Origin of the sequence: Arthrobacter sp. AL12, assembly GCF_029960645.1 — a bacterium.
In the GTDB taxonomy this organism is placed as follows: Bacteria; Actinomycetota; Actinomycetes; order Actinomycetales; family Micrococcaceae; genus Arthrobacter.
Map to the genome: position 1 here is coordinate 105,279 of NZ_JASBQY010000011.1, position 13,192 is coordinate 118,470.

10 protein-coding genes and 1 tRNA gene are annotated in these 13,192 nt (G+C 65.6%); 5 read left to right on the forward strand and 6 right to left on the reverse strand.

Annotated elements, in window-relative coordinates; translation table 11 throughout:
• Window positions 1–122 precede the first annotated feature (122 nt).
• The 6 genes from QK291_RS13130 to bcp all read right to left on the reverse strand — a co-directional run bounded on the left by QK291_RS13130 (window position 123) and on the right by bcp (window position 9,111).
• A complete protein-coding gene (locus QK291_RS13130) occupies window positions 123–3,392 on the reverse strand; it encodes an efflux RND transporter permease subunit (RefSeq protein WP_282382560.1) in 3,270 nt (1,089 codons plus the stop codon).
• A 70-nt stretch (window positions 3,393–3,462) separates the two neighbouring features.
• Complete coding sequence (locus tag QK291_RS13135; RefSeq protein ID WP_282382562.1) at window positions 3,463–4,968, reverse strand: malate:quinone oxidoreductase; 1,506 nt, start codon at window positions 4,966–4,968, stop codon at window positions 3,463–3,465.
• Window positions 4,969–5,047: 79 nt separating this feature from the next.
• On the reverse strand, window positions 5,048–6,676 hold the full coding sequence (locus tag QK291_RS13140) for an ABC transporter substrate-binding protein (protein WP_282382585.1): 1,629 nt from the start codon (window positions 6,674–6,676) through the stop codon (window positions 5,048–5,050).
• A gap of 359 nt (window positions 6,677–7,035) precedes the next feature.
• Window positions 7,036–7,710, reverse strand: coding sequence for a fasciclin domain-containing protein (locus QK291_RS13145; protein ID WP_282382564.1), 675 nt, complete (start codon window positions 7,708–7,710; stop codon window positions 7,036–7,038).
• A 274-nt stretch (window positions 7,711–7,984) separates the two neighbouring features.
• A tRNA-Leu gene (locus tag QK291_RS13150) sits at window positions 7,985–8,066 on the reverse strand.
• Window positions 8,067–8,637: 571 nt separating this feature from the next.
• Window positions 8,638–9,111 (reverse strand): thioredoxin-dependent thiol peroxidase, encoded by a 474-nt coding sequence (gene bcp / locus QK291_RS13155; protein ID WP_282382566.1) that lies wholly within the window; start codon window positions 9,109–9,111, stop codon window positions 8,638–8,640.
• Window positions 9,112–9,229: 118 nt separating this feature from the next.
• Here bcp and QK291_RS13160 point away from each other — a divergent pair, with 118 nt between their 5' ends.
• The 5 genes from QK291_RS13160 to QK291_RS13180 all read left to right on the forward strand — a co-directional run bounded on the left by QK291_RS13160 (window position 9,230) and on the right by QK291_RS13180 (window position 12,381).
• Entirely contained in the window at window positions 9,230–9,703 is a 474-nt protein-coding gene (locus QK291_RS13160; protein ID WP_282382587.1) for a MarR family transcriptional regulator, read from the forward strand.
• Between the two features lie 109 nt (window positions 9,704–9,812).
• The gene (locus QK291_RS13165) at window positions 9,813–9,953 is read left to right on the forward strand and encodes a hypothetical protein (RefSeq protein WP_282382567.1); all 141 of its coding nucleotides are present in this window, start codon (window positions 9,813–9,815) and stop codon (window positions 9,951–9,953) included.
• A gap of 848 nt (window positions 9,954–10,801) precedes the next feature.
• Window positions 10,802–11,317 carry a DUF805 domain-containing protein gene (locus QK291_RS13170; protein ID WP_282382569.1) on the forward strand — a complete coding sequence of 172 codons (516 nt, stop codon included), beginning with the start codon at window positions 10,802–10,804 and terminating at the stop codon, window positions 11,315–11,317.
• A 195-nt stretch (window positions 11,318–11,512) separates the two neighbouring features.
• A complete protein-coding gene (locus tag QK291_RS13175) occupies window positions 11,513–12,151 on the forward strand; it encodes a hypothetical protein (protein ID WP_282382571.1) in 639 nt (212 codons plus the stop codon).
• On the forward strand, window positions 12,151–12,381 hold the full coding sequence (locus QK291_RS13180; protein WP_282382573.1) for a helix-turn-helix transcriptional regulator: 231 nt from the start codon (window positions 12,151–12,153) through the stop codon (window positions 12,379–12,381). The genes QK291_RS13175 and QK291_RS13180 overlap by 1 nt, the downstream gene beginning before the upstream one ends.
• The last annotated feature ends 811 nt before the right edge of the window (window positions 12,382–13,192 follow it).

Consider the following 13,192-nt stretch of genomic DNA (forward strand, 5'->3'; position numbering starts at 1 on the left):
CAGGGTCCGGCACGCCGGGGTAGGCCTGCGTCCGCTACGGCGTGACGATGGGCGACAGCTCGACGCTGTCGCGTTCCTGATGACCGGCGAGGAAGGTGCCGGGTGCCGCGGACCAGCGGACGCTAGTGCGAGCCCGAGGTGACGCGTGCGTCGTCGGGTACGTCATCCGGAAAATCGTCGGGGACGGCCCCCGGGGCAGCCCGGCGGCCCCGGCTACGGGACCGTGCGGCTCCCGCACTGGCAGCGTTACCGGAACCGGATCCGGAACCGGCAACCGGCCCTGCCTTGGCCAGGGCTTTGCGCTCGCGACGACCTTCCACGAGGCGGTACAGGACCGGCACCAGGACCAGGGTCAGCGCGGTGGAGGAAATCAGGCCGCCGATCACCACGATCGCGAGCGGCTGGGAGATGAAGCCCCCGCCGCCGGTCAGGCCCAGGGCCATCGGCGTCAGCGCGAAGACGGTGGCCAGCGCGGTCATCAGGATCGGCCGGAGGCGCTGGCGGGCGCCGTGGGTGATCGCGTCCGCCACGCTCATCCCGGGTTCGCCGTTCTGCGGCCGGCGGTACTGGTTGATGAGGTCGATGAGCACAATCGCGTTCGTCACCACGATGCCCACCAGCATCAGCATGCCAATCAGTGAGGGCAGGCCCAGCGGCACGCCCGTGATGAGCAGCAGCCCGATGGCGCCGGTGGCCGCAAACGGCACCGAGACGAGCAGGATCAGCGGCTGGATCAGCGACTTGAAGGCGGCCACCATGATCACATAGACAATCGCGATGGCGGCGAGCAGGGCGAGGCCGAGCTGGGCAAAGGATTCGGCCTGCTGGGTCGTGGCCCCGCCGATCTCGGCCGTGACGCCGGGCGGCAGCTGGACGGTCTTGAGCCGGGCCTGGACTTCGGTGCTGACCGCGCCGAGGTTGGCGCCCGACGGCGTCACGGAGACCCGGGCGGTCCGCTGGCCGTTGCTGGCGGTGATGGAGACGGGGACGTCGACCTGCTCCACGGAGGCGATGCTCACCAGCGGCACGGGACCGGCCGCCGTCGGCAGCGGGGTCTGGCGGACGGCGTCGATGCTGGTGAAGCGGGTGCCTTCGCCGATGCGGACCGGGTAGTCGTTGGTGTCGATCCGCACGGTTCCGGCCGGGATGGGGCTAATGGTCGAGGCGAGCACGCCGGCCACCTGTTCCTCGCTCAGGCCCGCGGCTACGGCTTTGGCCCGGTCCACCTTGACCTGGACCACGGGCTGGCTGGCGGCCAGGTTGGTGGCCACCTCGGAGGAGCCGGGGACACCATCCATGGCCTGGACCATGGCGTCGCTCGCGGTTCGGAGATCCGCGGTGGTGGCAGCCTTGAGGGTGATGTCCACGGTCGAGGACGTGCCGAAGCCGCCCTGCTGCGAGCCCACTGTGAGCTTGCCGGCGTCGGGGATGCCGGCAAGCTCGCTGCGGACGGTGTCCTTGAGTTTGGCCTGTTTTGCCTTTTCCTCCGTCACGACGGTGAAGCTGGAGTTCGAAGCCCCGGCGGAGAGCAGCGCGGAGAAACCGGTCTGGGCGTTGCCGGTGGTGACCTGGACGTCCTTGACGCCGTCGATCTCCCGCAGGACCTTCTCGACCTTGACGGCTGCGGCGTTGGCTTCGGACAGGCTGGTGCCGGCGGGGAGTGCCTGCCGGACGGTCATGCTGTTTTCGCCGGAGTTGCCCAGCAGATCGGTGGCCAGCAGCGGGGTCATGGCGGCGGTGCCGCCCAGGACCAGCACGGCCGCGATCAGGGTCACCACCGGGTGCTTCTGCGTCTTGGTGAGGATCGGGAGGTAGCCGCGCTGCAGGACGGTGCGCTGCTCCGCCTCATGGGCCCTCGACGCGATCTCCCGGGCAGAGGATCCCTGGGCGGTGGCTTCTCCGGCTGCGCCCCTCTTGTCGGCGGGGTTCCGCAGGAACCAGTACGCCAGCACCGGCACAATGGTCAGCGATACCAGCAGCGAGGACAGCAGTGCGATGGTGACGGTCAGCGCGAACGGCCGGAACAGCTCACCGGCCAGGCCGGCCACGAAGGCGATCGGCAGGAAGACGGCCACGGTGGTGAGGGTTGACGCCGTGATGGCACCGGCGACCTCCCGGATGGAGGTCTGGATGGCGGTGATCTTCGCCTCGCCATAGCTCAGATGCCGCTTGATGTTCTCGATCACGACAATCGAGTCGTCCACCACGCGGCCGATCGCGATGGTGAGCGCGCCCAGGGTCAGGATGTTCAGCGAGTAGCCGGTGGCCGAAAGCCCGATGAAGGTGATCAGCAGGGACAGCGGGATGGAGACGGCCGTGACCAAGGTAGCGCGGACGGACATCAGGAAGGCCAGGATCACCGCGACGGCGAAGCCCAGCCCCAGCAGGCCCTCCGTGGTGAGGTCCTTGATGGACTTCTCGATGAACGGTGCCTGGTCGAAGATCGGTGTGAACCGGGCATTGGAGCCGAGCTCGGCCTCCAGTTCGGGGATCGAGTCCTTCACCGCGTTGGAGATACCCACGGTGTCACCTTCGGGCTTCTTGGTGACGGACAGGGCCAGGGTTTCTGCACCGTTGGTCCGGGTGATCGAGGTGCGCGCGTCCTCGGCGATGCTGACCTCGGCCACGCTGCCAATGGTCGCGGCGGTCCTGGTGCCGCCCAGCGGAAGCGCCTTGATGGCGTCGAGCGAATCGACCGGGCTGCCGATCTGCAGCGACAGCGTCTTGCCCTGCTCCTCGATGGTGCCGGCCGGAACAAGCGCCCCGTTGTTGCTGAGGGCCTGGCTGATCGACTGGAGGCTCGCACCGGAGGCCGCCATGGCCTCGGGGCGGGGAAGGATCTTGATGTGCTGCGTGGCGCCGCCGGTCACCTCGGCGCCGCGGACGCCGTCGAGCTTCTGCAGCCGCGGGACGGTGAGCCGGGCCAGATCGGCGTTCAGTTCACTAAGCGGCTTGTCCGAGGATACGGCCAGGAACACGATCGGAAAATCGCTGATGCTACCGGCGATCGCCTGGGGCTGGACGTCGTCCGGCAGCGACCGTTTGGCATTGGATATGGCACGGTCGATCTGGTTCCGCGCACGGTCCAGGTTCGAACCATAGGTGAACACCAAGCTGATCTGGGAGACGCCGTTGCGCGAGGTGGACGACGTTGTTTCCAGCCCCTCGACGCCCTTGAGCGCGGTCTCCAGCGGGCTGCTGATCTGCTTTTCCACGACTTCGGGGGAGGCGCCAGGCATCGAGGTGAGAACCGTGATCTGCGGGAACTCGATGGACGGGATGAGCTCCTGCTTGAGCGAGGACATCGTGATCACGCCGAAGACCGACGCGAAGACGGTCACCAGCGCGATCAGGGCCCGGTTGGCCAGTGACAGCTTTGCGAGCCGGAACATCTCAAGGTCTCCTGATGGGTTGACGGACGTGCTTGCAAGGGATCAAACCGGCCGCGACCTGGAGCGGTCGTCAGCTGCGCTTGGCGTTGACCGGTTCCAGCTGCAGTGCCTTGGCCGTGTCGGCTTCGAGCTGGGCGGCGAGGTCCGGGTTCTCGTTGAGCTTGATGCCATAGCCGGGCATCATCTCCTTGAACCGGGGCTGCCAGCCCTTGAACTGCTTCGGGAAGGACTTCTGCAACAGTTCAATCATGATCGGCACCGCCGTGGACGCGCCGGGGGACGCGCCGAGCAGGGCGCCGATGGATCCGTCGCGGCCGGCGATGACTTCGGTGCCGAACTGCAGCACGCCGCCCTTCTTCGGGTCCTTCTTGATGATCTGCACACGCTGGCCGGCGGTGATGAGTTCCCAGTCGCCGTCCTGCGCGGCGGGGTAGTACTCGCGCAGTGCCTCGACCTTGGCGCCGTGCCGCTTGGCGACTTCCTTGATCAGGTAGGCGGTGAGGTCCATGTTGTCCTTGCCGACGGCCAGCATCGGGATGATGTTGGAAGGCCGGATGGAACGCGGCAGGTCCAGGTAGGAGCCATTCTTCAGGAAATTTGTGGAGAAGCCGGCGTAGGGGCCGAACAGCAGGGAGCGCTTGCCGTTGACGAAGCGGGTGTCCAGGTGCGGGACTGACATGGGCGGGGCGCCAACGGAGGCCTGGCCGTAGACCTTGGCGCTGTGCTGGCCCGCAAGTGCCTCGTCCGTGCAGCGGAAGAACTGTCCGGAGACCGGGAAGCCGCCGTAGCCCTTGCTTTCTGGAATCCCGGAAGCCTGCAGCAGGTGCAGGGCTCCGCCGCCGGCGCCCACAAAGACGAACTTCGCGTGGATGGAGCCGTGCTCGCCGGACTGGGGGTGCTTAAGCGAAAGGTCCCAGCCGCCGTCCGCCGCGCGCTTGATGCCGGAGACGTTGTGGCCGTAGTTGACCTCCACGCCGTTATTCCCGAGGTAGCCGGTCAGCTCCCGGGTCAGGGCGCCAAAGTCGACGTCGGTGCCTTCCGCGGCGCGAGTGGCGGCGATCCGCTGCTTCGGGTCGCGGCCCTTGACGATCAGCGGGGCCCACTTGGCGATCTGGGCGTGGTCCTCGGAGTATTCCATCGAGCGGAACAGCGGGTTCGGCTTGAGCGACTCGTAGCGGGTGCGCAGGAACTTGGTGTTGTCCTCGCCGATCACAAAGCTCATGTGCGGAACGGTGTTGATGAAGCCCTTGGGGGAGCCAATCATGCCGTTCGTCACGAGGTGGGACCAGAACTGGCGGGACAGCTGGAACTGTTCGTTGATGAGGATTGCCTTGGCGGGGTCCACCGAGCCGTCTTTGGCTGCGGGGGAGTAATTAAGCTCACACAGTGCGGCGTGTCCGGTCCCGGCGTTGTTCCACGGACCGGAGCTCTCCAGACCTGGCTCGTCGAGCTTCTCGAACAGGGAAATCGTCCAGTTCGGCTCAAGCTGCTTCAGGAATGCGCCGAGCGTGGCGCTCATGATGCCGCCGCCAATCAGGACGACGTCGGCATGTTGGGTCTTGGAAATGAAAGTCACAATCAGTCTCCGATAGCAGCGGGTCTGGCTGTCACAGAATATCCCCGGACCCGCCTCATACTGAAATTGGCCCCGTCCGTCAAGGCTTTAGCTCGACCTTCGTGAAAACTTCATTCAGAACGGGCGACGCCGGGTACTTCAGCACACGGTCCGAAAGGGCCAGGGCGGAGATCGGGAAGGCGATCGGCACGGCGGGGACCGTGGCGGCGATCTGCGCGTTGATGGTCTGGTACTGCTCCGTCCGCTCCTTGCCCTCCGGGAGGCCGCGGGCCCGGGCGATCTTGGAAAAGACCTGCGGGTCCTGGTAGCCGAATTCGCCGGTGTTCTCGCCGAAGAGCGGCCCGACGAAATTGTCCGGGTCGGAGTACGAGCCGTTCCAGCCCAGCAGATGGAGGGCATGGTCGCCGGGGGAGGTGACCTGCTGGAGGTAGCCTTCGGACCATTCGACCGGCACCGGCTTGATGTTCAGCCCGACGGCGGTCAGCTGCTTGCTGATTTCCGCGTAGACCTTTTCCGGCGTCGGGAGGTAGGGCCGGGTCACGTTGAGCGGATAGTAGAACTTCAGCTCCTCGCCCTGGTAGCCGGCCTCGGTGAGCAGTTCCTTGGCCTTGGCCGGGTTGTGGCCCAGGGACGGGGCGTTGTTGTTGAAGCCGCTGAGCTTGGGCGGGACGAACTGCGTGGCCTGTGCGGTGTTGTCAATGAAGAACCTGCGGATCAGGGTGTCCTTGTCCAGGGCCATTTCGATGGCCTGGCGGACTTTGAGGTTCTGCAGGATGGGCACTTGCTGGTTCATGCCCAGGTACATGACGGAGAAGGGATCCCGCTGGATGATCTGCTGGCCGCGCTTCACGAGCTGGTCGAAGTTGCCGACGGTCACCGTGTCGTAGGCGTCGATCTTGCCGTCGAGCAGGGCCTGCATCCGGGTCTGGGTGTGGTCGTAGGTGACGAAGTTGATTGTGCCGATCTGGCCTTTGTCCCCCCAGTAGTCCTTGTTGCTGGCGAGTGTGATGCTGTCCGGATTCCAGGTGCTGAAGACGTACGGGCCGGTTCCCACCGGGTGGAGCCCGTAGGCGGAGACGGGCTGGCCGTCGCGGCTCTGGTTCAGCTGGTCGGCGTTCTGGGTCGCGAGGGCCTGGGGTGATGAGATGGCGAAGGCCGGGAGGGTGAGGGCTTGCAGGAACCCGGTGAAGGGCTGGGTCAGCTCGATTGTCACGTTGTTCGGGGCCAGGGCGGTGCAGCCCTTGTAGATCGAGAGCGACGCCTGGTCGGCGTGGGCCTTGAAGACGCCCTTGAACGTCGTCCCCGGCGCCTGCTGCCGCAGCGTGTCGGGGAAGTTGAACCAGCGGTTGAAGTTGCTGCAGACGGCCGCGGCGTTGAAGGCGGTGCCGTCCTGGAAGGCCACCTGCTCGCGGAGCTTGAAGGTGTAGGCGCGGCCATCGTCGCTGGACGTCCACTCGGTGGCCAGCAGCGGCGTGGGCTCTCCGGTGGTCTGGTTGACACCGACGAGTCCCTCCAGGACCTGGCGGGTGATCCGGTAGGACTCGATGTCGGAAACGACCGCGGGATCCAGCCCGAGCGGCTGCGAGGCGGTGCCGAAGGTGAACACGGCGCTGGGGGCGGCGTCGGCGGAGCCGGTCGCGGCATCAGTGGAGCTGGCCGAGCCGGGGCCCGGTCCGGGGGTGCCGGTGCACGCGGCGAGCGGCAGCATCAGCAGCACTGCACCGACGCCGGCTGCGATGCGGCGCACTGCACGGGTCCGCGCTCCGTTGGCCCGCGCTGGACTGGCATTGCTGGGGCGCGCGGTACGGCTGGACACTGTACGTTGGGGCACTCGGGTATCACCTCGGGGGACTGGATGGACCGCCGGCTGCGGAACAGGGCCATTGTAGTTGACCGGCCCGGACGCTCGCTGTGAGCCGGGCCGGCCCGGCCCCAGCCGGACGCAGGACACCGGCAGGCACCCCGGAGGGGACAAATCGAAGGCCCGCACCACCGGTGCGGGCCTTCGATTCTCCCAGTTGGTCCAGTGAGTCAGGCTGGAACCGCAGCAGGAGTGCTTGGTGCTGCCTACTTGGGCATCAGGACGGAGTCGACCATGTAGACAGTGGCGTTGGCGGTCATGACGCCGCCGCAGACGACCTTGGCGTCGTCGACCATGAGGGCGTCCTTGGTGCCGGTGACCGTGACGGAACCACCCTGGACCGTGGCGTGCGTGCCGACGATCTTGTCCGGGCTGATCTTGCCCGGAACAACGTGGTAGGTCAGGATCTTGCTGAGCAGGGCATCGTCCGTCTTCAGCGTTTCGATCGTGGCGGCATCGATCTTGGCGAAAGCCTCATCCGTCGGAGCGAAGACCGTGAACTCGCTGCCGTTCAGGGTGTCCACCAGGTCAACCTTCGGGTTGAGCTTGCCGGACACAGCGGCGGTCAGGGTGGTGAGGATCGGGTTGTTGGACGCCGCGACCGCTACCGGGTCGAGGGCCATTCCGGAAACGGAGCCGGCGCCGCTGGGGACCTGGGCGGCGTATCCCGCGCAGCCTGCACCGACGAGGTTGGCGGCCGGGTCCATCGCTGCTGCCGAGCTGGTGGACGGCGACGGCGCCATGCTCGATGCCATCGGGGTGGCGGCGGGAGCCGAGGAGGCGGGTGCCGTGGTGGCTGCTCCGCCACACGCCGTGAGGCTGAGCATGGCTGCAGCAGCGATCCCTGCAACGGAAAGAGTCGTGCGCTTGATGGTCTGCATTTCAGTTTCTCCTTTGTTGTGCCGATCGTTGCCAGCGGCGAACTGTTGCCGCTTTGGCCCTTTTCCGACTGGTTGGGCACCGACCCTTGGTTGGTGTCTCAATGGGTATTCGCGGGGTCCGGGGAAACGGATGGGTGCAGGATGAAATTTCTTTTTGTGCGCATGATCTGCCGCAGATCAGGCAGCTGAATTAGGGAAAGAGCCCTGGTTAACCAGGAAAGAGCCCCGGTTAACCAGGAAAGAGCCCCGGTCCGAAGACCGGGGCTCCCTAGTGTGCGCAAGGGGGGACTTGAACCCCCACGCCCGAAGGCACAGGAACCTAAATCCTGCGTGTCTGCCAATTCCACCACTCGCGCGGGGCACCGTCATCTGTTGGGTCCTAGGACCGTCGAGGGCGGATGCCAGCCTCCATTGTACATTTCACAGGACACGGGCCGGCCTCCCGCGCACTACGAGGAGCGGGGGTCCACGCAGGAACGACCACTAGAATCCGGAGAGGCCTTTGCCGATTGACGGCAGGGCTGCGGCAACCATGCCGAACGGGAGCGTGGCGCTGGCCCCTGGGTGGCAAATTCGGACAGGCCCGCCACCGCCACCACCGTCGCCAGGACCGCGAGGACCCTGCCCACGGCAAAGCCAATGCTTCTGCCCCGGCCATTCGGGAAAAGGATCATGACGAGCACGGCGATCAGCGGGAGCGGACTGGCCGCCATACCAACAGCCTGCGGCACCAGCTCCGCGACAAGTTCAAGCACCGAACTCCATCCCGTGACGCCAGAGAGGACCGGACCTTCCGTGAATGTGGGACTGCAGAAGCCTTGCCTGCATCACCCACGGCGGGTGAACACGGCGCTCGGGAAGTGCAACGCCGTGAATGTGGCCGACGCCGACCCTGCTGATGGGCACGCGGGGACTGAACGAGTTCGTCTACACGCCGATTTTGAGGTCCCGGAGGAGTTTGGCGACATGCCCGGTGGCCCGGACGTTGTATTGCGCGACGGCGACCCGGCCGTCGGGGTCGACCACGACCGTGGACCGGATCAGGCCCTCATAGGTCCTGCCGTAGTTTTTCTTCTCACCCCAGGCCCCGTAGGCGTCGGCGACGGTGTGGTCCGGGTCTGACAGCACGGGGAAAGTGAGCCCTTCCGCGGCTGCGAATTTGGCGAGCTTGTCCACGGGGTCGGGGGAAATGCCCACCACCTCGTAGCCGGCCCGCTGCAGCGACGCCAGGGAATCCCGGAAATCGCAGGCCTGCGTTGTGCACCCCGGGGTGGAAGCAGCCGGGTAGAAGTAGACGACGGTGCTGCGGCCGCGGAAGTCCTCGAGGGAGACGTCCTGCCCGTCCGGGTCCTGCAGCGTGAATGCCGGCGCCATATCACCGGGGATGAGTCGTTCGGACAAGTTGTGCTCCTTCTCGAGGGTGGACTCCGGGTGGTCCCGGGGTGGCAAAATACCAGCCTAATGAGCGTCGGTGGCAGCGCCGAATCCAGCGCTCGCTATACTCTTGGGTATGCCTGATATGGATCGCTGGCCCACTGGGCGCCTATTGTCCACGGCAGCACGCCTTGTTGAACACTCCTGGAACGAAAAATTGGGGGCCATTGGCCTGACCCATGCCGGGGTCATCGCCATGGAAGTGCTCTCCGTGAACGGACCCATGACCCAGGCCCAACTTGCCCAATTGGTGCGCGTGCAGGCGCAGACCATGGGAAAGACCCTCAGCCGGTTGGAAGTCCACGGCCACATCTCCCGGCAGCGGAGCACCTCAGACCGGCGCAGCCATGTCGTATCCCTGACCGACCGGGGCCGCGAGGCAGTTGCTGAAGCCGCGGACATGGAACGTTCCGTCCTCGCCGCCGCCTCCATCGACGCCGATCTGTTGCGGCAGGAACTCCAGGCAGTCGTCAGGGAACTGGCAACCCGGATTTCCTCGAATGACGCAAAGACGATTGTCACGGCCGGGGAACCCAGCCTTCCGGTCGAGGCCAACTAGGTCGAGGCACCCGCCAGCGCAAGACCTGCCCGGGACTCCCCACCTTTGGAGCCCGGGCAGTTCCGTGTCCCTCGGCGGACCGGGAGCCGGCTGCGCATAGGCTCTAGGCATGGACACAAACCCGACCGGTCAGCTGGAAGGGCAAACCTCGATCAACGAGCTGCTCGACGAGCCCGTCGGGGCATCGCCGGTGCAGCTGACGCTGCCCATCCATTTCCAGCTGGCCGCAGTGGTCCGACGTGAATCCTGAACGGTCGGGCCTGCCCGGGTGCGGGTTCTAATCGCAGCCGCCCCCCTCCGCCGTCGCCACCTCCGCAGTCTCCTCCGGAGCTGTCGCCACCGGAGCTGTCGCCACCGCCGAAGGAACTGCCCCGGCACTTTGACGAGCGTCTGCGGGGCGTAAGGACCCCGAAAAGAAGCGCACCCGCGGCCTTCGGGTCACCTCCGGCGGCAGTGAAGGCGGAACGCCGGCTGCGTCCGAAGAGCCAAGTGACCGTAAGGAACACGGCAAGAGACAGCGTGATGCCCCCCAGCGTGGCCATTTCGGTCCCAGGGTCGCCCGGCTCCAACGTGAACGCATTCGATAGCATGCCGCCAACCACCAGTCCCACGGCGATCGCCGGCAGCAGCCGGCGCAGCAGCGCCCAGCGGAGGCTCGCCACGGCCACGGGAAGTTCCCGCGGATGACGGCCCCTTGTCCGCTTCGTGCTGCGCGCGGCGGTCTTCGTCCGGGTCATGGCCTGCTGCCCACGGCCGCTGCCATCAGCGCGGTGCGTAATTCATTCATGGTTCCCCAATCGCGTTCAGCATGACATTGCCCGCATTATATGGGGAATGACCTCGGCCCGTTCGGCGCTGGCTGGCGGAGGGTCCCTGCACTTAGCCATGTCACGCAGACACTCTCAGGAGGGCTGGCCCTGCCGGGTTATTGTGCTGCCCCTCGCTTGTGTCCTACAGAACGGAAAAATCGAAGCGAACGTTGTCCGTCAGAACCCTGAATTGACCCCTTGGGACCTTACGATGAGGTCGTTACGTCACTCTAATTTTGTTGCGTCACTCTAATATCATTACGTCACTCTAAAACCATGGGGGAACCTCTTGAGCTATCCGCAATATTCGACGCCGCAGACGCCGCAGACGCCGCAGCAGACAGAGTTGCAACCGTGGCAGAGCGGGGAGCCGCCCCTTTGGGCCCCGTATTACGGTGCGCCGTTCCCGGCTGCCTGCAAGCGCTTCTTCGCGAAGTACGCTACGTTCTCCGGGCGGGCCAGCCGTAGTGAGTACTGGTGGTGGGCGCTGGTTTCCTTCGTCGTGTACATCGTGCTGAGCGTCTTGACGCTCCTCCTCGGCGCCGACGGCGCGGCGGTCGGCCGGGACGGCACGAGCGTCCCCGGCCCCGGCTCGACCGTCGGGCTGATCCTGTTCATTGTCTGGTACGTGGCGGTCATCGTCCCGTCCCTGGCCTTGACCGTCCGTCGTCTGCACGACGTCAACTTCAGCGGCTGGATGCTGCTGCTCGGGCTGGTCCCGTTCGTAGGCGGCATCATCCTGCTCGTCTTCACTGCCTTGGCGTCCAAGCCGGAGGGCCAGCGGTTTGACCAGCCTGTCGCGTAACGCGGCACGCCAGGACGAGCACTGATCCGGCACACGCCACCAATGAGAAGGCCCCGCTGTCCTTGGCAACGGGGCCTTCTCATCTCTGTCATGATCCTGCTGTCGGCGGGACCAGCCAGACTGGACCGTGGGCGTCCGGAAGGATAGATTATCGACAGTCGTTAATAACGAATATCGATAAATCCTGGAGCAACGATGAAGCTGACCAAAGCTGACGCCCGGCCACAGAGCGGGGGGAAGAAGTTCGTTTCCAGAGCGGACGCCGTCGTGCTCATGATCGCCTCGGCGGCCGCGGCCTTTGCCACGACCGTGATGACTGTTTCTGGCCTTATTGGCTACACTGGCGGGCCTGTAACGCTGGCACTTCCGGTGGCCACGACAGAACACGCCGCCACGGGCCTGATGCCCGGGGTAACCGGACACTTCACCGCCGTGGAGGCAACCCTCCCGGCACTGCCCTCCGGGCCTGCGGCGCTTCTGGCCTGGGCGGCCGCGCTGAACCAGATCGGTTTCCTGGCCGTCCTGGTACTCGTGTTCCTGCTGGCTTACCGGCTGCGGAGCGAGATCCTGTTCAACCCCGGATCCGCATGGACCGTCGGTTCCTGCGGAGCCGTTCTCGCCTTGTTTGCGACCACGGGTCAGATTCTTGACGCCATTGCGCGCGGCCGGCTGGCAGAAATGATAGGGGCCAACACCCGCATCCCGGGGGAGTCCCACAGCTTCGCGGCCGACTTCAATATTGCCCCGTTAATGCTGGGCCTGGTCCTGATGCTTGTCGCTGGTGCCTTCCAGTACGGCCGGCGTCTTCAGCACGACACCGACGGCCTGGTCTGATGCCGGCGGACGACTCGTCTGGTATTCACTGCCGCCTCGATGAACTCCTGACGGCGCGCGGCATGACCCTGACGGAACTAAGCAGGCAGGTCGGGGTGAGTCTGGTGAACCTGTCGGTGCTCAAGAACGACCGGGCGAAGGCGATCAGGTTCTCCACGCTCACGGCGATCTGCGCGGCGCTTGACTGCCAGGTCGGTGACCTACTGGTGTCCTTGCGTGTTCCGGTGTAATGGCATCCCAGGGCATCCCATGGCGTCAATTCAGCTGGATGCGAGCGGGCCGGCGGACAGGCGGCTGCGGAGTCGCCAGCCTCACCGGACCGTGATTTTGATTCCGGGGACCGCCCAGGTCCAGGCGCCGGTCGGGGCCCGGCGGTCGTCACAGCTGCCGTTTGCGGAAGCCGACCCCAGGACCGACAGCCGGGCCGGCGTCGGTCATGAGCACGGACCCGTGTGCCTTAGCCAGGCGCTGGTGCAGCCCGGCGTAGTGGCGGACAGCTGGACGAAAACCGGCTAAGCCGGGAGAACAAAACCCTTGAATCCGCCGCCATCCAACGTCAAATCCGGGCCCTCTGCGCCGAACTGCTGACCCTCACCGCCGCCAGGCAAGGCCCGGAATCCCCAGCAGGCTATCCGGGCAAAACAAACGATGCCACGAATCGGCCACGGCGGGTGTCTTCACATGATTCCTCGGGCGAATATCGGCGCCTTCCTTCTTTGCCGACCCCGTACACCGTTGAGGAACGGCTCGTAGTTCCCCAGTAGGCCGCCCCGAAGACCCAAGTAGCGCTAAGGAGGCTCGCGCCGAGAGGAACAAACAACCCAAGTATTTGCCACTCGTGACACAACTTTGGGTGAACTTTAGGCTCTAGGCAAGGCCACCGTCAGTGGCCGCTGGGGTTCGGGGTGCTAATAATTCGACGGACGTCTTTGAACTCGTCCGCTAGGTTCTCATTCGCAGATGGCCAGGTCATCGACGTCCGGAAATCATGAAGTGGTGAGGCTTTTGTCTATTCCAAATTTGGGCCCGAATTCGCCGTCC